This window comes from Mesorhizobium sp. WSM4829, assembly GCF_055811475.1.
Genome location: NZ_JBVVQJ010000001.1, coordinates 257206 through 278524, shown reverse-complemented (window position 1 = coordinate 278524; position 21319 = coordinate 257206). Strand labels below are relative to the sequence as shown.

Sequence of the window (21319 nt, the reverse complement as noted above, 5' to 3'; positions counted from 1 at the left end):
AGGGCTTCGGCTTACGCCGCAGTGCTTCTGGCGGCGTCGATGCGCAGCCCGCCATGCTCGACGATAAAATCGATCACCTGCTGCAGGCCCTTGCCGCGCGACAGATCGGTAAATCCGAACGGCCGCTTGTCGCGCATGCGGGCGGCATCGCTCTCCATGACATCGAGATTGACGTTCACATAGGGGGCGAGATCGCTCTTGTTGATGACCAGGAAATCGGACCGGGTGATCGCCGGGCCGCCCTTGCGCGGGATTTCTTCGCCCTGGCAGACCGAGATGACGTAGAGCGTCAGATCGGCGAGGTCGGGGGAAAACGTGGCGGCGAGGTTGTCGCCGCCCGATTCGATGAAGACGATGTCGAGATCCGGGAATTTCCTGGTCATCTCGGCGATCGCCTGCAGATTGATCGAGGCGTCCTCGCGGATGGCGGTGTGCGGGCAGCCGCCGGTCTCGACGCCGATGATGCGATCCTCGGGCAGCGCCTGAAGCCGGGCCAGCATCATGGCGTCTTCCTTGGTATAGATGTCATTGGTGACCACGGCGATGGAGAACTCGTCGCGCAGCGCCTTGCAGAGCTTTTCGGTGAGCGTCGTCTTGCCGGAGCCGACGGGACCGCCGATGCCGACGCGAAGGGGACCATTGGCTTGTGTCATCCAGGGAACTCCATGATGGCTAGCACTGCAAAGCCGAGCCCTACAACCAGGCAGAGCGGCGAATAATAGCTGACATCGAGCCGCGCGAAAGGCTGTTCGGGCGCCAGCCGGCGCCACCAGGGCGTGAAGCCGGCAATGCCGCGCCCCAGGAAGACCAGCGCGATGAGCAGCGCTGTCGCGGCAAGCCCGGCCTTGGGAAAGGGCGTGGCAAACACGCCTTCGAGCGCCAGCGGCCACAGTGTCGCCAGGCCGAGGCAGGCGGCGACGGCGAAGCTGGCGAAGGGCGCCGGCATTTCGTCGACGCCGCGAAAGCCGACCACAGCGCGGGCGCAGGAGGCAGCGTCGCTGCCCGGCCAGATGCCGCCAATGCCCCAATAGACATGCAGGGTGGTGATCAGCAGCAGGACGAAGGAGAGCGCGAAGGCGAGGACGATCATGAGCGGAACAGCCGCGAATATTGCGTCTCGTGCTTCATCGCCATGACATCCGAGACGAAGGCGCAGCCGCCGAGATCGTCCAGCGTCGAGCCGGCAGCGCGGGCGGCAGTTTCCAACGCCAGCGGCTCGAAGCCGGCGAGCAGCGCCGTGGCGCCGGTCTGGCCGACGACGCCAAGCCGGATCGCGGCCTGGACGAGGTTGGAAAAGAAGCTGTGCAGGAAGGCCGACAGTGCATCGTGCAGGGCAATGGCGTTGCCACCGGCAGTTGCACCGACGGCGACGCAATAGGCGCACTCGGCCGGCAGACGGTCGAGCACCTGACACGGCCAGGCCGATGCCGCCTTCAGGAAGGCGGCGCCCTGCAGCATGGTCTCGCTGTGGCGCTCGCGCGAGCCGGCCAAGGCCTCGGCGAGGGCTGCGATTTCGGCGAGATCGCCGGCTTGGCGGGCGCGCCGCCAGCTTTCGGCAAACAGCACGGCATCGTTCCAGCCCGAGCCCATCTCGACCAGCGTCTCCAGCCACGCGGCGAGGTCTTTGCTGTCGGCGACCAGGCCGGCATGCACGGCTTGTTCGAGACCATGGCTGTAGGAAAAACCGCCGACCGGGAAGGCAGGCGACAGCCACGCCATCAGCCGCAACAAAGCGACGTTGGAAGGCTGGTCAGTCATGGTCGTGCGAATGGCTGTGGGAATGCGATTCGCTATGGGTATGGGAATGCGCACCGCTGTGCGCATGCGCCTCGGCATGGGCATGACCGTGACTGTGCCCGGAATAGGCGCCGCGCAACGGCTTGAACGGCTCGGAAACGTCGCTCACCGTGGCGCCCAGGCCTTCCAGCATCGCCTTGATGACATGGTCGCGCAGGATGAGGATGCGGTTAGCCTCGATGGCGGCGGCAAGGTGGCGGTTGCCGATATGCCAGGCAAGCTCGGCGAGATGGACAGGGCCGCTGGCGCGGATATCGTAGAGCGGTTCCTCGGCCGCGACGATCTCGATATGACGGCCATCCTCCAGCACCAGGCGGTCGCCATCGTTCAAGGCCACCGGTTCGGGCAGGTCGACCAGCACTCTATCGCTACGGGCCGTTTCGATGGCGCGGCGGCGCAGATGCCGCTCGTCATGGGCAAGCACCGCACGATCGTAGGGCGCGACCGCTCCTGCCTCGCCGGCGCTCAGAACCGAGACGGCACGCGGGAATTTGGTGAAATCGGTGCGGATGTCGAGCTTCATGTAAAACTTCCTCTCCCAAAAAGCGTAGCCTATCGCGTGCGCCGCCCCAATGGTGCTCAAACGATCGTGTCGAAGAGCCGCAGGATGAACGATATCTGGTAGACGAGGGCGGCGGCGACAAAGGCGATGTGAAAGCGACGGTCGCCGAAGAAGCCAGCTAATCCCGCAGGAAATCGCCCATCGAGAGTGGATTGCCCGGCCAAAATCGTTCATCGAGCGCCTGCTTGCATGTGAATGGAGGTTCGCCTGGAAAGTGAGATTTCCTGAGACCCGTTTCCCTGACCGCGACAAGCAAAGCGTCTTTATATGCCTCGTCGAAAATCTGAGCGGGATATCGGCGAAGACTCGGGCTGTCCTTGATGATGTTTCCGATCCAGATGCGCTGTTCGGAAATTGACGATTGCCAACTGTGACTTCGATGGCCGGGTTGGAATTCCCATTTCAGGAGATGTGCAAGCAGCACCTCCATCCGACTGCGAATCTCGCGTTTGTCACGTCTCCCCAAGCTCTCGATCTCCTCGGCAAGATTCTCACGATCGAGGTCGGAGAAACGAGCTTCGCGCAACAATGCGCTTTGCTCGGCGCACCACTGGACGTAGTCCGCTTCGTAGGGAGTGAGGGCCCTGAGACGATCAATCCTGTTCATGAGGCCCATCATGCCGCAATTTCGAGACAATCGCAAAAACGGCACGTCAGAGCTTGGACAACTGAGCACCGAATTTGACGCCCCGCCAACAGGGCGTTTGTAGGGATCAGAACAAAAAGTACCTCTGCGCCATCGGCAGCACGGTGGCCGGCTCGCAGGTGAGCAATTCGCCGTCGGCGCGGACCTCGTAGGTTTCGGGATCGACCTCGACATGCGGGGTGGCGTCGTTGAGCACCATCGAGTGCTTGCCGATGCCGCCGCGGGTGTTGTCGACGGCGACCATCTGCTTGTCGACGCCGAGCCTGCCGCGCAGGCCGGCATCGAGCGCGGCTTTCGAGACAAAAGTCACCGACGAATTGGTCATCGCCTTGCCATAGGCGCCGAACATCGGCCGGTAGTGCATCGGCTGCGGTGTCGGGATCGAGGCGTTGGGATCGCCCATCGGGGCGGCCGCGATCATGCCGCCGACCAGCACCATGTCCGGCTTGACTCCGAAGAAGGCCGGGTTCCACAGCACCAGATCGGCGCGCTTGCCGACCGCCACCGAGCCGATCTCGTTCGACAGGCCATGCGCGATGGCCGGGTTGATCGTGTATTTGGCGATGTAGCGGCGGACGCGGAAATTGTCGTTGTCGCCGGTTTCCTGCGGCAGCGAGCCGCGCTGGCGCTTCATCTTGTCGGCGGTCTGCCAGGTGCGGATCGCCACTTCGCCGACGCGGCCCATCGCCTGGCTGTCCGACGAGATGATCGAGAAGGCGCCGATGTCGTGCAAAATGTCTTCGGCGGCGATGGTCTCCTTGCGGATGCGGCTTTCGGCAAAGGCGATGTCTTCGGGGATCGACGGCGACAGATGATGGCAGACCATCAGCATGTCGAGATGCTCGGCCAGCGTGTTGACGGTGTAGGGCCGGGTCGGATTGGTCGACGACGGGATGACATTGGGCAGGCCGCAAACCTTGATGATGTCGGGCGCATGGCCGCCGCCGGCGCCTTCGGTGTGGAAGGCGTGGATGGTGCGGCCCTTGATCGCCGCCACGGTGTTCTCGACAAAGCCGGACTCGTTCAGCGTGTCGGTGTGGATCATCACCTGCACGTCATAGTTGTCGGCGACCGACAGGCAGCAGTCGATTGCCGCTGGCGTCGTGCCCCAGTCCTCGTGCAACTTAAGCGAGCAGGCGCCGCCCAGCACCATTTCTTCAAGCGCGGCCGGCAACGACGCGTTGCCCTTGCCCGACAGGCCGATGTTCATCGGAAAGGCGTCGAAGGACTGGATCATGCGCGCCAGATGCCACGGGCCGGGCGTGCAGGTCGTCGCCAGCGTGCCATGCGCCGGTCCGGTGCCGCCGCCGAGCATGGTGGTGATGCCTGACATCAGCGCCTCCTCGATCTGCTGCGGGCAGATGAAATGGATATGCGCGTCGAAGCCGCCGGCGGTGAGGATCTTGCCCTCGCCGGCGATGATCTCGGTGCCGGGGCCGATGATGATGGTGACGCCGTCTTGCATGTCCGGATTGCCGGCCTTGCCGATCGCGGCAATGCGGCCGTCGCTCAGGCCGATATCGGCCTTGAAGATGCCGCCTGAGGCATCGACGACCAGCGCATTGGTGATGACGGTGTCGACCGCGCCTTGGGCGCGGGACACCTGGCTCTGTCCCATGCCATCGCGAATAACCTTGCCGCCGCCGAATTTCACCTCTTCGCCATGCAGGGTGAAATCCTTCTCGACCTCGATGAACAGCTCGGTATCGGCAAGCCGCACCTTGTCGCCGACGGTCGGGCCGTACATCTGCGCATAGGCGGCGCGGGTGATTCTAGCCATCAGCAATTGCTCCCGAAATACGACCCAAGATACGGCCGGGGCGAAGCCCGGCCCCACATTGTCGCCATCCTATGGTCACGCAATGACCTGCTGGGCGACACCTTCCGATCCCATTTAACGTTTGAGGTGGCAGGGTCACCCCAAAACGACCGTTTGCCAATCGATGGAAAGGAAGTTTTATGCGCAAAACGATCTCTCTCGCAGCCGCCGCCACCCTGCTGCTCGCGACCGCCGCCAGCGCCCAGCAACAGCCTGCGCCGCAGCCTGCCGAGCCGCCGGCTTCGCCCGCTCCCGCAGCACCCGGCGCTCAGCCGCAAGCACCGGCGATCCAGACCGTCAACGTCGTCGACATCGAGGAACTGCCCAAGGAAACGCAGACCAAGGTCAACGAAGTGATCGCCAAGCGCGGCGAGGACGGCCTGCAGAAATTGCGCAGTTCGATCGACGCGACCCCCCAAGTCAAATCCGCACTCGAAGCCAAGGGCCTCACCTCGGCGCAAGTGATCGCCGCCAGCATGGACGCCAACGGCTCGCTGACCTTGATCACCAAGAAAGCGAGCTGACGATGCGCCGTGGCGGGCCGGCACGAGGCCGGCCTGCCGCATCGGGGAGGGAACCTTCGCAGGGCGGAATACGTTTCGACTTTTTGGCCTAGAAGCGAGCCTCGAAAGCGGCTCCGAGAGCGAGCGATGGCGATCACCACCTTCCCCGACACCAGATGGCTGCATATGCTGGCCGCAACTGCGTTTCTTGCGGCGAGCGCTCCCCAGGCCGGGCTGAATGCGCAGGGCCTTGAAGGCCCTGAGACCCAGAACAAGATCATCGGCTCGGAGGTCGGCCAGGAAGAGACCAACACGGCTGTCGAGGCCGGCAAAGTCACGACCGCGATCGACCGGACGCGTGAAAACATCGGCGCGGTGCGCAAGACGTCCAAGCTCGACAAGGTCGACATCGTGTTCCTTACCGACGCCGCGCGCACGGAAGGCGGGCTGCCGCCGGCGATCGAAAGCAAGGTCGAGCAGCATCAGGAGGACATTGCGGAACTGCGCGACGAGATCGAGGCGAACGCATTGCTGTTCAACGCCATCGACTCTCGACGCGTGCAGACCGAAGACGTTCTCGCCGTCGAATTCGACGATCCTGGCAAGGTCGTCATCTACGCGGCGGCCAAGCCGCCCAGCTGAGCCGAAACCGCTGGACGCTCTGGATCGCACAACGCGACCAGGGGATCGCACAACGCGACCAGGGGATCGCATAACGCGACCAGGGGATCTCACAGCGTGCCCATGATTTTCTGCTGAAAGCCGTAGACCTCGCGCTTGCCGCCGAGCGGCACCAAGGTGACGTCGCGCTCCTGGCCGGGCTCGAAGCGCATCGCCGTGCCGGCGGCAATGTCGAGGCGCATGCCGCGCGCCTTGTCACGATCGAATTTCAGCCCCTCATTGGTCTCGAAGAAATGATAGTGGCTGCCGACCTGGATCGGCCGGTCGCCGCTGTTGGCCACTTTCATGGTGATGGTCGGCTGGCCCTTGTTGAGCTCGATCTCGCCGCCTGCCGTGATGATTTCGCCCGGGATCATCGCCATCGATATGCCTTTCGCTGTCAGGATCGTGCCGTCACGCGGCGCGGCGCTCCGGGCCGCAGCCTTCGGCCTTGAGGACGCGCTTTGTCGAGGCGGGATATTTGTTCAGCATCGCTGCCGGGCGGATCGGGCGCGGTGCGAAATCACCGCCGCAGTTAGGGCAAATGCCTCCCAGAACACGGTCCACGCACTCGGCGCAGAAGGTGCACTCGAAGGTGCAGATCAGCGCATCCGTCGCCTCAGGCGGCAGGTCCCTGTCGCAGCATTCGCAGTTGGGGCGCAGCTCAAGCATTGTTCTCACCTCACCTTATCGGCACTTACCTTATCGGCTCGTGCACGGTCACCAGCTTGGTGCCGTCGGGAAACGTCGCCTCGACCTGGACGTCGTGGATCATCTCGGCGATGCCTTCCATCACCTGCGCGCGGGTGACGACGTGGGCGCCGGCCTCCATCAGCTCGGCGACCTGGCGGCCGTCGCGGGCGCCCTCGACGACGAAGTCGGTGATCAGCGCGATCGCCTCCGGGTGATTGAGCTTGACGCCGCGTTCGAGCCGCTTGCGCGCCACAATCGCCGCCATGGCGATGAGCAGCTTGTCCTTTTCCCTTGGCGTCAGGTTCATGCGTTTCCCTACGATGGCGTAAATTGCAATGACATAATCGGAATCAGAGTGACCATAATTTGGGCAGACCGGCCCGTCCGTTGAGCAATTCGACAAGCGGAACCAGCCGCTTGCGGAGCTGGTAGCCGTCCTCGGCAAACAGCCTCGCAAGAAGCTTGCCAGATTTCTTCACGCTCCAGACGCTGGCGTCGCCCTGGCCGCCGATGATGTCCCGGGCCGGATCGAGCAAAGCCTCGACCCGCGGCGAGATCATCAGCACCGTCGCCATGGCAATGGCGCCGCCGGCCACGGCCGAACCGCCCAGAATCGCGGCAATGTCCGGCCCGATGCGGAAATCCTCGGCATGAACCAGCGCTCCGTCCTGGCTGACGCGCCAGCGGTCGTGGAAATCGCCGTGCGCCGCGCGTTCGCCCATGGCGAGGCGGCCAAAAACGGTCGCCTCGAGCACCAGCGCCTCGGCGCCGGCGGCAAGCTCCAGGTCGAGCCTGCGGGCAAAGGCCGAGCGATCAAAGACGATGGTTTCCTGTGGCAGCCAGGCGATGCGGCCGCCGGCGCCGACGGTCAGCTTGACCCGCACCTCGGCACGATCGGACGCAGCGCGGTAGATTTTCTCGCAGGCCTGGGTGGTTATGCTGGCGCAGGCGCCGGCGCCGACATCGACCTGCCAGCCAAGGCGGTCGCCGCCGGTCAGCCCGCCGGCGGTGTTGATCAGCACGGCTTCGAGCGGATCGGCCGAGACGGCCGGCATGCGGATCTTGGCGGATCCATCCTGATAAAGCCGCCGAAGCCGCGTGCGGCCGCCATCCTTCTCACAGGCAAGCCGCGCCGTGCCGGCGACGCGCTGGGCCGGCGGCACAAAGGTCAGGTCCTGTCCGATCATATCCACGGCGCCAACTTAAGCACAGCGCCGGCTTTGTCGACATATAGCTTGTTGCTTGACAACGTTTCGGTTTCTATAGAGGAGCCGTCTTGGTACGGTCACACAACGCCTGGCCGGATAAAAGGCGACGGTGACGGTCTGAACCTGGGGAAAAACGGGCGCCGATCCGTTGGCGCCGGGAAACGACGAGGGTTGGGGAAGGAACCGAATGGCTGACCAGCTGGCAACGGACATCATCGAGAAGATCAAGGCTCATGCCGAGCCGGGTGGCGAAGAAATCACCACCAGCACCGAACTGACCTCGCTTGGCATCCATTCGCTGGAACTGACGGAGATCATCTTCGACCTCGAGGAACAGTATGGCATCGAGATCGAGATGAACACGGTCGACGCCTGGAGCAATCTGAAGAACGTCGGCGACATGGTCGAGGCGGTTCGCGCGCTGATCGCGAAAAAAGCCTGACCGAATGCACAAGCGCGTCGTCATTACCGGCATCGGCGGCCTGTGCGGGCTCGGCACCGACGTGCCGACGATCTGGGGCGAGATGCGCGCCGGCCGTTCGGCCATCGGCCCGATCGTCAATTCGGAGCTGCATGACCTGAAAATCAGGGTCGGCTGCGAAATCAGGACCCTTCCCGAGCACGGCATCGACCGCAAGCAGGCCGTGTCGATGGACCGTTTCAGCCTGTTGGCGACGATCGCCGCGCGCGAGGCCGCGCAACAAGCCGGGCTAAGCTTGCACGCGGCCAACACCTACCGGATGGGCTCCATCGTCGGCGTCGGCGTTTGCGGCTGGGAGGCGATCGAAGAGAGCTATCGCGCCATCCTGCTCGAGGGCAAGAACCGCACCGGCATCTTCACCGTGCCGAAAGTGATGCCGGGCGCTGCGGCCGGCCATGTCAGCATGAATCTCGGCCTTCGCGGGCCGGTCTTCGGCATCACCTCGGCCTGCTCCTCGTCCAATCACGCCATTGCCTCGGCGGTCGACCAGATCAGGCTTGGCCGCGCCGACGTCATGCTCGCCGGCGGCACCGATGCGCCGCTGGTCTGGGGCATCCTGAAAGGCTGGGAGGCGCTGCGGGTGCTGGCGCCCGACACCTGCCGGCCGTTTTCGGCCGATCGCCAGGGCTTGGTGCTCGGCGAAGGCGCCGGCATGGTCGTGCTGGAAACTTTTGAGCATGCCATGGCGCGCGGCGCCACGATCCTTGCCGAAATTGCCGGCGCCGGCCTTTCCGGCGATGCCTCCGACATCGTCGCGCCGACCATCGAGGGGCCGGAGGCGGCGATGCGCTTCTGCCTCGTCGATGCCAGGCTCAACCCGGAAGACATCGACTATATCAATGCGCATGGCACCGGCACCAAGGCCAACGACCAGATCGAGACGGCGGCGATCAAGCGGGTCTTCGGCGACCATGCCCACAGGCTATCGATCTCCTCGACCAAATCGATGCATGCCCACTGCCTCGGCGCGTCGGGCGCCCTGGAGCTGATCGCCTGCGTGATGGCGATCCGCGAAGGCATCGTGCCGCCGACGGCCAATTTTCGCGAAACCGACGCCGATTGCGAACTCGACATCACGCCGAATGTGGCGCGCGAGCGCAAGGTGCGCGCGGCGATCAGCAACGGCTTCGCCTTCGGCGGCACCAATGCGGTGCTGGCGTTCAAGGCGGTCTGACGGCAACCGGATCATCCAGACACGGCGAGACGCGTCTTGCCACGCGCCACCACGGCGCGCTTGCGCGAAAAAAAATCCCAGGAGTTTCGATGACCGACCTGTCCGCCTTTCCGATCGCCACGCGCTGGCCGGCCAGCCATCCCGACCGCATCCAGCTTTATTCGTTCCCGACGCCGAACGGGGTAAAAGTGTCGATCGCGCTGGAGGAACTCGGCCTGCCCTACGAGGCGCATGCGGTGAACATCGGCAAGGACGAAAGCTGGACGCCGGAATTCCTGTCGCTGAACCCGAACGGCAAGATCCCGGCGATGATCGATCCGGATGGCCCGGGCGGCAAGCCGATCGGGCTGTTCGAATCCGGCGCCATGCTGCTCTACCTCACCGACAAGACCGGCCGGCTGATCCCGGCCGACCCGGCGCGGCGTTACAAAACGATCCAGTGGGTGTTCTTCCAGATGGCCTCGATCGGGCCGATGTTCGGGCAGGTCGGTTTTTTCCACAAATTCGCCGGACGCGAGATCGCCGACAAGCGCCCGCTGGCGCGCTATCGCGACGAATCACGGCGGCTGATCGGTGTGCTCGAGACGAGGCTGACGGGCCGCAGCTGGATCATGGACGACGATTACACCATTGCCGATATCTCGATGCTGGGCTGGGTGCGCAATCTGATCGGTTTTTACGAGGCAAGGGAGCTTGTCGGCTTCGACGATTTTTCCCATGTCGCGGCATGGCTGGAGCGCGGCCTTGCCCGGCCGGCGGTGCAAAGAGGTCTTGCTATCCCCGCACGCGGCTAGCTCAATCGGCGGCCGGCGCCGAGAACCGGCTATTTTGTCTTGGCTTTGGGTTTTGAGCCGCCCTTGCCCATGACGGAAGCGGCGAGGGACGCAGCGGTCTTGGCGGTGGCGACAACTGCGCCAGCCGCGACATTGGCCGTCGTCTTGACGGTGCGCATCGCGCTGTCCGCCATCGAGCCGCCACTTGCCGACTTCCTCGACCTAGCCGGTTTTGCCGTGGTTTTGGCGGCGGTCGGCGTCACTTTCTTCGGTGCTGCCTTGCCAAAACTGGGCTTTGCATCCTTGGAGCGGGCGGCAACGGCCGGGCCAGCGCCGGTCTTCGATTCAGTTGCCTTTGATTCAGTAGCCTTGGATCCAGTTGCCCTGGATCGAGTTGCCCTGCCCTTGCCGGGCGCAGGCTTTCTTGCCTTGTTTGCCATCGGAGTAGCCATCGGACAGTCTTCCTCATGTCAGCATCATTGCCGTATTCGAGATAACGGCCGGAAAGTCCTAAGGTTCCAGGCCGGGCGGTCCTTGCGAATCAGGGTTGATCGCCAAGCACCAGATCGGCGCGACGGCGGCGGGCAAGCACGCGGTCGATGTTGGGCATGTCGTTGGAAGCGATCCAGGCGCGGGCGTCATCGTCGGAGCGGCCATGCTCGTGCCATCGCTCGAGCAGCCGGCGCTCGAGCTCGGCGCGCGGCACATCGACGAAAACAGAGAAATCGAACAGCGGCGCCAGCCGCGACCACGGTTCCTCGTCAAGGAGCAAATAATTGCCTTCGACCAGGACGAATTTGGTGTCGGCGGCGATGATCGAAGCGGCCGCGCGCGACAGCTCCATGCTGCGGTCGAACACCGGAATGGCGATGTCGGGCTCGGCGGCGCGGATGCGCTTCAGCAAGGTTTCGAAGCCGGCAAAGTCAAAGGTTTCCGGAGCGCCCTTTCGCGCGCGCAGGCCGCGCTGCTCGAGCACGATATCGTCATAATGGAAGCCGTCCATCGGCACGATTTCGGCCGCGCCTTCCGGCAGCAGCTCATGCAGGCGCGCCGACAGCGTCGACTTGCCGGCGCCCGGAGGACCGGCAATGGCAACGACAAAGCGCCGCGCCTTGCCGGCGCGCTTGAAGATGGTGGCGGCGAGGTGAGCAATCTCGGACATGCGTGATTCCGGGTCATAATTTCGGCTGCATCTTGGCGGCAGTTCGCGGAAATTTCAAACGCGGGATTGAAGGCGACCAATTGTCGGGGTCGCCGCCGCCCCTCATTGCCCTGCCGGGCACGTTCCAAAGTAGGCACCATCGGCGAAGCTACCGATCTCCCCCCTTGCGGGGGAGATGCCCGGCAGGGCAGAGGGGGGTGCTGTCCCTCCGACCTTAGCAACCAGGTCGCAATCAAGCCCTCGGGCTGGTTCCCGGTTGAGAATGGCTGGAACGGGTTATGTCGAAAGTTGGCGATCCTTCGCACCCCCCTCTGTCCTGCCGGACATCTCCCCCGCAAGGGGGGAGATCGGCCGTCATCGCAGCTTTCGCCAACCACGAACGGTGGAACGCAGACGGGCGAGGGGCAACCTGAAGCAATCGCCCAGGCCAGCCCAATCAACCAGGAACCGATCGGCCGATCCGCAGGAAATCGCCGTCGAAGGCGACCTCCCGCGTCGAACCGTCGGCAGCCGCAAGGCGCATATGCCCCTGCGCGGTGGCGATATCGCGCGGCGGCTCGCCGCCGGATAAGGGCAAAACGCCGATGACGTGGCGGAACGAGACGTTGCCGCCTTCGCCAAGGTCAAAGGCGGTCGCCACCCCTTCCCGCTTCAGCCAGTTGTCGCCCAGCGACGCGGCATGGCCGAGCGCGGTGCGGCCGTCCTCGATGCCGAGCACGCCGCGATGGCGGCCGCTCCACGGCGCGTAGTCGCGCCCGCCATTGCTGACCCACAGCATGGTGACCGGCAGTTCGGCCGGGTTCTTCAGCACCACAACGAGATCGGCTTCCGCTTTTCGCGCCAGCGCGGTCCAGCCCGGCCCGCCATGATCGGCCTCGACCAGCGTGACGAAATCCTCTCGGCTCTGGTCCATGCGATAGTCGGTCAGGTCGAGCGTGCCGCCATCGGCGGCGGGAAAACGCGTCAGGTCGGTCGAACGCGCGGGATAGGCGAAGCGGAACCGGCCGCGGGCCGGATCGGGCTCGAGCGGGTCGTCCGGCGTTGCCGCAAATCGCTTCGGCGAGAAAGCCAGCCTGCCGCCGTCTTTCATCACCGTCATCGGATGATGGGCGACGGAAATGCCGCCGGAACCGCCGGAAAAGACATGCTCCTGGTAGAGAAAGGGATGGTCGTCGCGCAGGGTGAGGATCTTATCGACCGTCGCGCCCAAAACCTTGTGCTGCAGCCTGAAGACCGCGCGCCAGCCATCGGCGGTCGCCGCCGAGGCGACGACATCCCATGGGCTGTTGGCCGGCCAGCCGTGCAAGGGTGCTTCCTCGACATCGCTGCGCGAAAACGGCGCGCATAAAAAATCGCCGGACAGGCGAACGGTGCCGGCGGGCAGGTCTGGCGGCAGCGTCGCGCGCGGCTCGTCGACCCACGGCGCGCGATGCAGCGGTTTTAGCCGGCGCCCATCGACATCGACCGTCATGTCGGCGAGATGGCCGACGGTGAGATCGATCGTTACCGAAATGCCTTTTGCTTTGATCGTGAGCGTATCCATGGCGCACCTGCTGATTCTGCCGGCGCCAGCAAACCCGCTCGGTGCCGGTTGCGCAAGCTGGGTGATGGGCATTTCATGTCGGAGACGCATTTGCCCGGTGACGACCCCTAGCCCCGAGGCTTTCGCAGTGGAGGCCGAGGCTTTCGCTCTACGACGCACCCCCACCCCTAACCCCTCCCCACAAGGGGGAGGGAGACTTCCGTTGGCGCTGACCTCGGCAAATTGCCTGCCTTCCGGCGCGCCCAAGGGAAAGTAAAGGCGCGCGGCAGCGTTCCCTCCCCCTTGTGGGGAGGGTTAGGGTGGGGGTCCATCGTAGAGCGAAAGCCTCGGCCTTTCACCGAGATAGCCCTGCCGTAAACGGGGAGAAAGAAACTGGCCGCAATGCCGGCAGGGCAATGAGGGCAGCGCCAACGCCGGGGTGAATTCAAACCTGAAGCGATTGCCGTGAACACCGGCATTAACCAAATGGACGGCGCCATTGCGTTAGGCTAGTTTCCCACTCGTTTCAGCAACAGCTTACCTTCAGAATGTCCAAACCGCGCCTCTTTCCGTTCATCCAAAGATTTGTCGCGGCGTTTGCGCTGCTGGTGCTGGTAGCCGGCTGCGCGACGACGCCGACGGAGACCATGCTGGCCGTGCCGGCGCCGGCGCAGAAATATGCGGCTATGGTCATCGATGGCAGCGGCAGGACGCTGTTCGAGGCCAATTCGACCGCGCCGCGCTATCCGGCGTCGCTGACCAAGATGATGACGCTCTACCTGCTGTTCGAGGCGCTGGAGCAGGGCCGCCTAGCCAAGACGACGCTGATCCCGGTGTCGGCCAATGCCGCCAGGCAGCCGCCGACCAAGCTGCGCTTCCGGCGCGGCGAGACGATCGACGTCGATTCGGCGATCCGGGCGATCACCGTCAAATCGGCCAATGACGTGGCGGTCGCCGTCGCCGAATATCTCGGCGGCAGCGAAGCAGGGTTTGCCGCGATGATGACCGCCAAGGCGCGCCAGATCGGCATGCGCAGCACCGTCTTCCGCAACGCTTCGGGCCTGCCGGACGCCGGCCAGCTGACGACGGCGCGCGATATGGCGGTGCTCGGCACGGCGCTGCGCGCCCGCTTCCCGCAACATTTCCACTATTTTTCCGAAAGCGACTTCATGTTCCGGGGCAGGCTGGTGCGCGGCCACAACGACATGCTCGGCCGCGTCCGCGGCGTCAACGGCATCAAGACAGGCTATATCAGAGCTTCGGGCTTCAACATCGTCACCTCCTACGATGCCGACGGCCGCCGGCTGATCCTCGTGGTGATGGGCGCCGACAGCGCGCGCCAGCGCAACGACCACGTCGAGGCGCTGATCCAGCGCAACCTGTCGCCGGCATCGAACACGACGACGCGGCTGCTGTATGCCGGGGAGCAGTGAGGGAGGCGTTTGGGGGGAGGCGAGCTCTTGATCAGTGGTTTCAACTTGACAGGTGACGGCAGTTATGCTAGGAATTTATTCATGGTGCTGATTTGCGCCAACCAACCGCCCGCCCGCCGAGGCGGGTTTTTCGTTTCAGACTTTGGCGCCATTCTTCATAGCTCCGACAAAACCGCAGGTTTGCATGGCAGGCTCCAAATCGTGGCCCTCCGTGGAATCCGAAAAATGGGTTATTCTGAGTTCGCAGCCCCGCCGCCGGCCACTTGCCCGTTGAAGCCCGCGCCTGCTTCCGCTAAGAAGCCGTGGCTGGCCGGTTACCCGGCTGGTTCGTTTTCCGGATCTCGATCCTGAAGGCACCCGTAGCTCAGCTGGATAGAGCGCTGCCCTCCGAAGGCAGAGGTCACAGGTTCGAATCCTGTCGGGTGCGCCAATAAGGCGTTGTTTTTTCAATGATTTTGTCCCTTTGAAGCGCTGGGCGAGTCGGGTAGAGTGTCACCGTTCCAGGCGATGCGAGAGCAAATAGCGATGTACGTTGGGGCTCGCTGGCTTATGTCGACTGGTCGGGGTGGTGGGGGAGTGCATTGAACGCAGTTGAGATCGAGGAAGCCGTTTCCGAGTTGGCGGCAGCGCCATTCGACGCGGATGAATTTCCGTTCGCTTTCCTGTCTGCCTTCGGCAACAAGGAAACGACGATCAAGCGGCTGCGCGCGGGCGCTTCGAACAAGTCCGATCTGGGCGGCGTCCTGCAAACGAACAATATCCACCTCGCTGTCTGCCCGCCGGGCGAAGTCACGAAGACCCTCGCTGGGCTGAGAGCAAGCCCCGCCACAGCCAGGGCGAAGGCGCGATTTATCCTTGCAACCGACGGCGCGGATTTTGAAGCAGAGGATTTGACGAACGGCGAGACGGTCGCCTGCGCCTATCGGGATTTCCCGGACCACTTTGGCTTCTTCTTGCCTCTCGCCGGAATCACCACCGTCAAGCAAATCCGCGAAAGCTCGTTCGACATCCGTGCCACCGGCCGCCTGAACCGGCTCTATGTCGAACTGCTGAAAGACAACCCCGAATGGGGGACCGCAGCGCGTCGGCCCGACATGAACCATTTCATGGCGCGGCTGATCTTTTGCTTCTTCGCCGAGGATACGGATATCTTCAACGGGTCACGCCTTTTCACGGCGACGATCGAACAGATGACCGCAAGGGACTCGGCCAACACCCATGAGGTGATCGGGGAATTGTTCCGCGCGATGAACACCAAAATTGCCGACCGGAGGGGCGCCGCACTGCCAAGATGGGCGAACGTGTTCCCCTATGTGAACGGCGGGCTGTTTTCTGGCAGCCTGGACGTGCCGCGCTTCACCAAGATCGCGCGCTCCTACCTTCTGCATATCGGCAATCTCGACTGGACGAAGATCAACCCGGACATTTTCGGGTCGATGATCCAGGCCGTCGCCGATGATGAGGAGCGTGGTGCGCTCGGCATGCACTACACCAGCGTGCCAAATATCCTCAAAGTGCTGAACCCGCTATTCCTCGATGACCTGCGGGCGCGGCTTGAGGAGGCGGGAGACAACCCACGGTCACTGCTCAATTTGCGCAAACGCATAGCTGAGATCAGGGTCTTCGATCCTGCGTGCGGCTCCGGCAATTTCCTTGTGATCGCCTACAAAGCGATGCGGGAGATCGAGGCCGAGATCAACAAGCGCCGCGGCGAGGCCGACCGGCGCACGGAGATTCCGCTGACTAATTTCCGGGGCATCGAGTTGCGCGACTTCCCGGCCGAGGTCGCGCGGCTCGCGCTCATCATCGCGGAGTTTCAGTGTGACGTGCTTTATCGCGGCCAGAAGGAGGCCTTGGCCGAGTTTCTGCCGCTCGACGCGCAGAACTGGATCACCTGCGGCAACGCCCTCCGGCTTGATTGGCTGAGCATTTGCCCGCCGACAGGGACGGGTGTGAAGTTTCAGGCGGATGACCTGTTCCATACACCGCTCGACCAGGCGCAGATCGATTTCGAGAATGAGAATGGTGAAACATACATATGCAGCAATCCGCCTTATCAAGGTAGCGTCAATCAGACTGCTGAACAGAAGCTTGATAAGGACCGGGTCTTGGGGTCGGAGCTTAAGTCATACAAAGATTTGGACTACGTGGCTTGCTGGCTTATGAAATCGGCAAGTTTTATAAAATCGACAAGTTCAAAAGCTAGCCTAGTTACAACTAATTCTCTTTGCCAAGGAGAGCAAGTTGCCATGCTCTGGCCATGGGTATTCTCTCAAGGTGTCCGCATAAACTTCGCGCATACGTCCTTCCGATGGAGTAATAATGCCGCCAAAAATGCAGGGGTCAGCTGTGTCATAATAGGCCTTGGTCTGGATCAAGGAGGCTTGATTTACGATCAAGACACGAAGCGAGCAGTTAGTTCTATTAGCCCGTATCTTGTGGCTGGCGAGCCGGTGATAGTTGAAAAGCAATCAAGGCCGATCAGCAATGTTCCGAACATGGCCACAGGAAATTCTGCGTCTGACGGGGGTCATCTGATTCTATCACCTCAAGAGAAGACCTTGTTGGAACGGGGTGAGCCATCGGTAGCTGATAGATTCTTGAGGCGGTTCGTGGGTTCGGAGGAGTTGATTAACGGCAAGCTTAGGTTCTGTCTTTGGATAAATTCTGACGGTCTCGCCGAAGCGAAAGCCAGCCCATCCGTAAGCGAAAGGTTGGCTCTAGTCCGGGGTGTCAGGCTGGAAAGCCGAGGCCTGCAGTCGCGTGCAGTTATTGATAGCCCACATCTTTTTGCTTTTCGGTCGCATAAAGGCGGGCTAGCTATCGCTGTGCCGAAGGTATTCTCGGAGAGACGAGAATATATAACTTGCGACGTCTTTGACGAAACGACTGTATTATCCGACTTAATACGTGTCATCTATGAAGCCGATCTGTGGAACTTGTCCGTTATCTCATCTACGCTTCACCGCGTTTGGATCGCAAACGTATGTGGTAAATTAGAGAACAGAACTCGCTATTCCAACACGCTCGGCTGGAACACCTTTCCGGTTCCCACGCTAACCGAGAAGAACAAAACCGACCTGACTCGCAGTGCCGAGGACATTCTGCTGGCGCGCGAGGGGCACTTCCCGGCGACGATTGCTGATCTCTACGATCCCGACAATATGCCGGCCGATCTGCGCGAAGCACACGAGCGCAATGATGCGGTGCTGGAGCGCATATATATATCGGCCGCCGGTTCCGCAACGACACGGAACGGCTCGAAAAACTGTTCGAGCTCTACACCAAGATGACCGCCAGGCAAGGAGCGGCAAAAAAGCAAAAGCAGAGGGCAAGCGGATGAAGGCGAGCACATACGCACCGGGCGGAGATGCGAAGGCAATTGCCGAGATCGCTACCAGAAAGTTCGGCGGGTTTGCCGGCATGTTTGAGCATCACGGCTGGCCCGAGCGCGGGCCGGACATGATGCGCAAGGTCCAAACCCGTGTCGTCGAGGCCTATGAGAGCGTGCGCGCGTTCGAAGCGCAATTTGCCCAGAGGGCCGGCGAATGACTGATCGCAACGAGAAAGTCCCCTCCGTATCAGTTTCCTATGCTCGCAACGGCAGTTCGACCAAGGCTAATGCGCTCGGCATGCGGCCGATGCAGGAGCGCGCCTACGAACGGCGCGGCGAGCAGTATCTTCTCATCAAGTCGCCCCCAGCCTCCGGCAAGAGCAGGGCGCTCATGTTCATCGCCCTGGACAAGCTCCACAATCAAGGGATCAAGCAGGCGATCATCGTCGTGCCGGAGAAAACCATCGGAGCGAGCTTCAATGACGAGCCGCTGACTAAATTCGGTTTTTGGGCTGACTGGACGGTCCAGCCGAAATGGAACCTCTGCAACGCGCCCGGTGACGACAATGGGGGAAAGGTCAAGTCCGTAGCGGCGTTTCTAGACAGTGACGATAAGATTCTGGTCTGCACCCACGCCACTTTTCGGTTTGCCGTCGATCAATACGGTGTTGAGAGGCTCGACGACCGGCTAATCGCCGTCGACGAATTTCACCACGTCTCGGCCGATCCCAACAGCAAGCTCGGTCAGCATCTCGGACAGCTAATCGCCCGCGAACGCACGCATATCGTCGCCATGACTGGCTCCTATTTCCGGGGCGACGCCATGCCCGTGCTGTCCCCACAGGACGAGGCGAAATTCGATACCGTCACGTACACCTACTATGAGCAGTTGAACGGCTACGAATATCTCAAACAGCTGGACATTGGCTATTTCTTCTATTCCGGCCCCTATTCGGATGACATCCTGAAGGTCCTGGACCCTTCCGAAAAAACCATCATCCACATCCCCAGCGTCAATTCGCGCGAAAGCACGAAGGACAAGATCAGGGAAGTCGAGCATGTCATCGAGGAATTGGGTGCATGGCATGGAACCGACCCCGCGACCGGCTTTCAATTGGTCAAGACGCCTGACGGTCGCGAGCTTAGGATCGCCGATCTCGTTGATGATGACTCGACGAGGCGGGACCGAGTTTCGGCTGCGCTGAAAGACCCGGCACAGAAAAACAACCGTGACCATGTCGACATCATCATCGCTCTTGGCATGGCCAAGGAAGGCTTCGACTGGATTTGGTGTGAGCACGCGCTGACGGTCGGCTATCGGTCCAGCCTCACCGAGATTGTACAGATCATCGGCCGAGCGACCCGTGATGCGCCGGGCAAGACCCGCGCACGCTTCACCAACCTGATCGCCGAGCCGGACGCTTCCGAAGAGGCTGTCACGGAAGCGGTCAACGACACGCTGAAAGCCATCGCCGCGAGCCTTCTTATGGAACAGGTGCTTGCGCCGCGGTTCAACTTTACCCCGAAGAATCCGAACGGCGGCCCGATCGAAGGTTTCGATTATGGCGACGGCGGCTATGACCCGAAAAAGACAAATGTTGGCTTCAACAAGGAGACGGGTCAATTCCAGATCGAGATCAAGGGTCTTGCCGAGCCCAAGAGCAAGGAAGCGGCACGCATCTGCCAGGAGGATCTGAACGAAGTAATCGCCGCCTTCGTTCAGGATAAGACCGCCATCGAGCGCGGACTGTTTGACGAGGAATTGGTGCCCGAGGAACTGACGCAGGTCCGCATGGGCAAGATCGTTAAGGACAAATATCCCGAACTGGACGAAGAAGATCAGGAGGCCGTGCGCCAGCACGCCGTAGCCGCTCTTAACCTGACGCAGCAGGCGAAGCAGATTGCTCTAGGTGGAAGCACCAACGGCGAACCGAGCGCCAATACTGCACTGATCGATGGCGTGCGGAGGTTTGCGATGGACGTCCGCGAATTGGATATCGACCTCATCGACCGGATCAATCCGTTCGGCGAGGCTTACGCAATCCTCGCCAAAGCGATGAGCGAGGACCGCCTCAAACAGGTGGCGGCGGCAATCGCCGCTAAACGCACCAGCCTGACCCTGGAGGAGGCGAAGGACCTCGCCGTCCGCGCGGTCAAATTCAAGAAGGAGCGGGGGCGGCTCCCCTCGATCAGTTCGGCCGATGCCTGGGAAAAGCGGATGGCCGAAGGCGCCGCCGCCTTTGTCCGCTTCAAGGACGAGGGTCGCTATGAGTGACCTCGACCTCGATGACCTGCGCGCCGAACTCGACGACTTCGCCCGACCGGAAAAGAAGGGTGGCCGCTCACCTCGCGAGGAACGCATCATCGCCGGCTTCGAGGAAATCCAGCGGTTCGTCGAACAGCACGGCCATCCACCGCTTCATGGCGAAGACCGAGATATTTTCGAGCGGCTCTATGCAGTGCGATTGGATCGGCTTTCCGCACTTGAAGAATGCAGATTGCTGCTCCTGCCGCTGGACCATCAAGGCCTTCTCCAGCCGGCTAGCAGCGCTGCGGGCGGCTTTGCGGAACCAGCCAATGACGACGAGTTGCTTGCGGAACTGACCGGCACGGCCGGCGCAGCCGACATCACCGAGCTTCGGTATGTCCGCACCGCCGCCGACAAACGCGCGGCCGAGGAGATCGCAAACCGCACGAAATGCGAAGACTTCGACAGGTTCACGCCATTGTTTGCTCAGGTTCGGAAAGACCTGGACTCCGGTATCCGCCAGACGCGACCATTTCAGACCATGGCCGAGATCAAGAAAGGCGAGTTCTTCATCGTCGGCGGCCAGATCGCGTACGTCGCGGAAGTGGGCGAGGAGTTTATGACCGAGTATGACCGGCGTGACAGCCGGTTGCGCGTCATTTATGACAATGGAACGGAGAGCGATGTGCTTCTGCGCTCGCTTCAGCGTGCGCTTCACCGCGATGACGCGGGGCGGCGCATCACCGACCCGTCGGTGGGGCCGCTCTTTGGCGGCGAAGCCGACGACGGAGACCTCGAAAGCGGGACAATCTACGTCCTTCGCAGCAAGTCCAATCATCCGGGCGTCGCCTCACACCGAGAACTCATCCACAAGATTGGCGTGACCGGCGGAAAGGTCGAGACCCGGATCGCGAATGCGGCGCTGGATGCCACATACCTGCTCGCCGATGTCGAAGTGATTGCCACATACAAGCTGTTCAACATCAATCGAGTGCGGCTTGAGAACATTCTGCACCGTGTGTTTTCGGCAGCGCAACTCGACCTCACTATTGAGGATCGTTTCGGCAATCCTGTTAAGCCGCGAGAGTGGTTCCTTGTTCCGTTGCCGGTGATCGATGAGGTCGTCGATAAGATTCGAGACCAATCAATCGTAAAGTTCAAATACAATCCAAAGAGCGCTCGATTGGAGCTTACTGGCGAAAAATAATGCGAGATGACCAGAATCAAGGCGATGGCCCTGCCCCCCGACGGTCACCTCGGCGATGCTCTGGAACCCATCGGCCTCGAATGACTTGTTCGTGGAT

Annotated in this window: 22 protein-coding genes, 1 tRNA gene and 1 pseudogene; 11 read left to right on the top strand and 13 right to left on the bottom strand. The window is 62.2% G+C overall.

Annotation, left to right across the window (positions count from 1 at the left end; translation table 11 throughout):
* Positions 1–11 precede the first annotated feature (11 nt).
* The 6 genes from ureG to ureC all read right to left on the bottom strand — a co-directional run bounded on the left by ureG (position 12) and on the right by ureC (position 4785).
* Entirely contained in the window at positions 12–653 is a 642-nt protein-coding gene (gene ureG / locus AC0L17_RS01185; protein WP_473514452.1) for an urease accessory protein UreG, read from the bottom strand.
* Complete coding sequence (locus AC0L17_RS01180) at positions 650–1090, bottom strand: DUF3995 domain-containing protein (protein ID WP_473496613.1); 441 nt, start codon at positions 1088–1090, stop codon at positions 650–652. Before AC0L17_RS01180 ends, ureG begins: the two co-directional genes overlap by 4 nt.
* On the bottom strand, positions 1087–1758 hold the full coding sequence (locus AC0L17_RS01175) for an urease accessory protein UreF (RefSeq protein WP_473514451.1): 672 nt from the start codon (positions 1756–1758) through the stop codon (positions 1087–1089). Before AC0L17_RS01175 ends, AC0L17_RS01180 begins: the two co-directional genes overlap by 4 nt.
* Positions 1751–2320: an urease accessory protein UreE gene (gene ureE / locus AC0L17_RS01170; protein ID WP_473514450.1), complete on the bottom strand. Its 570-nt coding sequence runs from the start codon at positions 2318–2320 to the stop codon at positions 1751–1753. Before ureE ends, AC0L17_RS01175 begins: the two co-directional genes overlap by 8 nt.
* Before the next feature lie 157 nt (positions 2321–2477).
* On the bottom strand, positions 2478–2966 hold the full coding sequence (locus AC0L17_RS01165; RefSeq protein WP_473514449.1) for a DUF29 domain-containing protein: 489 nt from the start codon (positions 2964–2966) through the stop codon (positions 2478–2480).
* Between the two features lie 106 nt (positions 2967–3072).
* Positions 3073–4785 (bottom strand): urease subunit alpha, encoded by a 1713-nt coding sequence (gene ureC / locus AC0L17_RS01160; RefSeq protein ID WP_473514448.1) that lies wholly within the window; start codon positions 4783–4785, stop codon positions 3073–3075.
* Between the two features lie 179 nt (positions 4786–4964).
* Here ureC and AC0L17_RS01155 point away from each other — a divergent pair, with 179 nt between their 5' ends.
* Both AC0L17_RS01155 and AC0L17_RS01150 read left to right on the top strand, forming a co-directional pair.
* Positions 4965–5348 (top strand): hypothetical protein, encoded by a 384-nt coding sequence (locus AC0L17_RS01155; RefSeq protein ID WP_023801509.1) that lies wholly within the window; start codon positions 4965–4967, stop codon positions 5346–5348.
* A 126-nt stretch (positions 5349–5474) separates the two neighbouring features.
* On the top strand, positions 5475–5969 hold the full coding sequence (locus AC0L17_RS01150; RefSeq protein ID WP_287182143.1) for a hypothetical protein: 495 nt from the start codon (positions 5475–5477) through the stop codon (positions 5967–5969).
* 89 nt (positions 5970–6058) lie between these two features.
* Here the strand turns inward: AC0L17_RS01150 and AC0L17_RS01145 are convergent, their stop codons facing one another.
* From AC0L17_RS01145 to AC0L17_RS01130, 4 genes are read right to left on the bottom strand one after another with little or no spacing between them, the layout of a single operon-like run.
* A complete protein-coding gene (locus tag AC0L17_RS01145; RefSeq protein ID WP_473514601.1) occupies positions 6059–6364 on the bottom strand; it encodes an urease subunit beta in 306 nt (101 codons plus the stop codon).
* 37 nt (positions 6365–6401) lie between these two features.
* On the bottom strand, positions 6402–6659 hold the full coding sequence (locus AC0L17_RS01140) for a DUF1272 domain-containing protein (RefSeq protein WP_473514447.1): 258 nt from the start codon (positions 6657–6659) through the stop codon (positions 6402–6404).
* Positions 6660–6684: 25 nt separating this feature from the next.
* Positions 6685–6987, bottom strand: coding sequence for an urease subunit gamma (locus tag AC0L17_RS01135; protein WP_023801505.1), 303 nt, complete (start codon positions 6985–6987; stop codon positions 6685–6687).
* 43 nt (positions 6988–7030) lie between these two features.
* Complete coding sequence (locus AC0L17_RS01130; protein WP_473514446.1) at positions 7031–7867, bottom strand: urease accessory protein UreD; 837 nt, start codon at positions 7865–7867, stop codon at positions 7031–7033.
* Positions 7868–8075: 208 nt separating this feature from the next.
* Here AC0L17_RS01130 and AC0L17_RS01125 point away from each other — a divergent pair, with 208 nt between their 5' ends.
* The 3 genes from AC0L17_RS01125 (at position 8076) to AC0L17_RS01115 (ending at position 10337) form a co-directional block, all read left to right on the top strand.
* Positions 8076–8330 carry an acyl carrier protein gene (locus AC0L17_RS01125; RefSeq protein ID WP_010912831.1) on the top strand — a complete coding sequence of 85 codons (255 nt, stop codon included), beginning with the start codon at positions 8076–8078 and terminating at the stop codon, positions 8328–8330.
* A 4-nt stretch (positions 8331–8334) separates the two neighbouring features.
* Positions 8335–9543, top strand: a complete 1209-nt coding sequence (locus tag AC0L17_RS01120) for a beta-ketoacyl-[acyl-carrier-protein] synthase family protein (protein ID WP_473514445.1) — start codon at positions 8335–8337, stop codon at positions 9541–9543.
* Positions 9544–9632: 89 nt separating this feature from the next.
* The gene (locus AC0L17_RS01115; RefSeq protein WP_473514444.1) at positions 9633–10337 is read left to right on the top strand and encodes a glutathione S-transferase family protein; all 705 of its coding nucleotides are present in this window, start codon (positions 9633–9635) and stop codon (positions 10335–10337) included.
* Between the two features lie 29 nt (positions 10338–10366).
* Here AC0L17_RS01115 and AC0L17_RS01110 read toward each other — a convergent pair whose 3' ends face one another.
* From AC0L17_RS01110 to AC0L17_RS01100, 3 genes are all read right to left on the bottom strand, one after another.
* The gene (locus AC0L17_RS01110; RefSeq protein WP_473514443.1) at positions 10367–10768 is read right to left on the bottom strand and encodes a hypothetical protein; all 402 of its coding nucleotides are present in this window, start codon (positions 10766–10768) and stop codon (positions 10367–10369) included.
* Positions 10769–10857: 89 nt separating this feature from the next.
* Positions 10858–11478: a nucleoside triphosphate hydrolase gene (locus AC0L17_RS01105; protein ID WP_473514442.1), complete on the bottom strand. Its 621-nt coding sequence runs from the start codon at positions 11476–11478 to the stop codon at positions 10858–10860.
* A 436-nt stretch (positions 11479–11914) separates the two neighbouring features.
* Positions 11915–13021: a hypothetical protein gene (locus AC0L17_RS01100; RefSeq protein ID WP_473514441.1), complete on the bottom strand. Its 1107-nt coding sequence runs from the start codon at positions 13019–13021 to the stop codon at positions 11915–11917.
* Positions 13022–13548: 527 nt separating this feature from the next.
* On the opposite strand from AC0L17_RS01100, the gene AC0L17_RS01095 reads away from it, so the two are divergent.
* The 6 genes and pseudogenes from AC0L17_RS01095 to AC0L17_RS01070 all read left to right on the top strand — a co-directional run bounded on the left by AC0L17_RS01095 (position 13549) and on the right by AC0L17_RS01070 (position 21222).
* Entirely contained in the window at positions 13549–14433 is an 885-nt protein-coding gene (locus AC0L17_RS01095; RefSeq protein WP_473514440.1) for a D-alanyl-D-alanine carboxypeptidase family protein, read from the top strand.
* 353 nt (positions 14434–14786) lie between these two features.
* A tRNA-Arg gene (locus AC0L17_RS01090) sits at positions 14787–14863 on the top strand.
* 151 nt (positions 14864–15014) lie between these two features.
* Positions 15015–17776 (top strand): annotated as a pseudogene (locus tag AC0L17_RS01085) (class I SAM-dependent DNA methyltransferase).
* A complete protein-coding gene (locus AC0L17_RS01080; protein WP_473514439.1) occupies positions 17773–17985 on the top strand; it encodes a hypothetical protein in 213 nt (70 codons plus the stop codon). The pseudogene AC0L17_RS01085 and the gene AC0L17_RS01080 overlap by 4 nt, the downstream one beginning before the upstream one ends.
* The gene (locus AC0L17_RS01075) at positions 17982–20042 is read left to right on the top strand and encodes a DEAD/DEAH box helicase (RefSeq protein WP_473514438.1); all 2061 of its coding nucleotides are present in this window, start codon (positions 17982–17984) and stop codon (positions 20040–20042) included. The genes AC0L17_RS01080 and AC0L17_RS01075 overlap by 4 nt, the downstream gene beginning before the upstream one ends.
* Positions 20035–21222, top strand: a complete 1188-nt coding sequence (locus AC0L17_RS01070) for a GIY-YIG nuclease family protein (RefSeq protein WP_473514437.1) — start codon at positions 20035–20037, stop codon at positions 21220–21222. The genes AC0L17_RS01075 and AC0L17_RS01070 overlap by 8 nt, the downstream gene beginning before the upstream one ends.
* Positions 21223–21319 lie beyond the last annotated feature (97 nt).

Coding starts and splice junctions, on each gene's coding strand:
- AC0L17_RS01095 (WP_473514440.1), top strand. CDS start 13,549: ATGTCCAAACCGCGCCTCTTTCCGTTCATCCAAAGATTTGTCGCGGCG.
- AC0L17_RS01180 (WP_473496613.1), bottom strand. CDS start 1,090: ATGATCGTCCTCGCCTTCGCGCTCTCCTTCGTCCTGCTGCTGATCACC.
- AC0L17_RS01145 (WP_473514601.1), bottom strand. CDS start 6,364: ATGATCCCGGGCGAAATCATCACGGCAGGCGGCGAGATCGAGCTCAAC.
- AC0L17_RS01155 (WP_023801509.1), top strand. CDS start 4,965: ATGCGCAAAACGATCTCTCTCGCAGCCGCCGCCACCCTGCTGCTCGCG.
- AC0L17_RS01140 (WP_473514447.1), bottom strand. CDS start 6,659: ATGCTTGAGCTGCGCCCCAACTGCGAATGCTGCGACAGGGACCTGCCG.
- AC0L17_RS01115 (WP_473514444.1), top strand. CDS start 9,633: ATGACCGACCTGTCCGCCTTTCCGATCGCCACGCGCTGGCCGGCCAGC.
- AC0L17_RS01110 (WP_473514443.1), bottom strand. CDS start 10,768: ATGGCTACTCCGATGGCAAACAAGGCAAGAAAGCCTGCGCCCGGCAAG.
- AC0L17_RS01105 (WP_473514442.1), bottom strand. CDS start 11,478: ATGTCCGAGATTGCTCACCTCGCCGCCACCATCTTCAAGCGCGCCGGC.
- AC0L17_RS01135 (WP_023801505.1), bottom strand. CDS start 6,987: ATGAACCTGACGCCAAGGGAAAAGGACAAGCTGCTCATCGCCATGGCG.
- AC0L17_RS01175 (WP_473514451.1), bottom strand. CDS start 1,758: ATGACTGACCAGCCTTCCAACGTCGCTTTGTTGCGGCTGATGGCGTGG.
- ureE (WP_473514450.1), bottom strand. CDS start 2,320: ATGAAGCTCGACATCCGCACCGATTTCACCAAATTCCCGCGTGCCGTC.
- AC0L17_RS01075 (WP_473514438.1), top strand. CDS start 17,982: ATGACTGATCGCAACGAGAAAGTCCCCTCCGTATCAGTTTCCTATGCT.
- AC0L17_RS01150 (WP_287182143.1), top strand. CDS start 5,475: ATGGCGATCACCACCTTCCCCGACACCAGATGGCTGCATATGCTGGCC.
- AC0L17_RS01165 (WP_473514449.1), bottom strand. CDS start 2,966: ATGAACAGGATTGATCGTCTCAGGGCCCTCACTCCCTACGAAGCGGAC.
- AC0L17_RS01070 (WP_473514437.1), top strand. CDS start 20,035: ATGAGTGACCTCGACCTCGATGACCTGCGCGCCGAACTCGACGACTTC.
- AC0L17_RS01080 (WP_473514439.1), top strand. CDS start 17,773: ATGAAGGCGAGCACATACGCACCGGGCGGAGATGCGAAGGCAATTGCC.
- AC0L17_RS01120 (WP_473514445.1), top strand. CDS start 8,335: ATGCACAAGCGCGTCGTCATTACCGGCATCGGCGGCCTGTGCGGGCTC.
- AC0L17_RS01130 (WP_473514446.1), bottom strand. CDS start 7,867: ATGATCGGACAGGACCTGACCTTTGTGCCGCCGGCCCAGCGCGTCGCC.
- AC0L17_RS01125 (WP_010912831.1), top strand. CDS start 8,076: ATGGCTGACCAGCTGGCAACGGACATCATCGAGAAGATCAAGGCTCAT.
- ureC (WP_473514448.1), bottom strand. CDS start 4,785: ATGGCTAGAATCACCCGCGCCGCCTATGCGCAGATGTACGGCCCGACC.
- ureG (WP_473514452.1), bottom strand. CDS start 653: ATGACACAAGCCAATGGTCCCCTTCGCGTCGGCATCGGCGGTCCCGTC.
- AC0L17_RS01100 (WP_473514441.1), bottom strand. CDS start 13,021: ATGGATACGCTCACGATCAAAGCAAAAGGCATTTCGGTAACGATCGAT.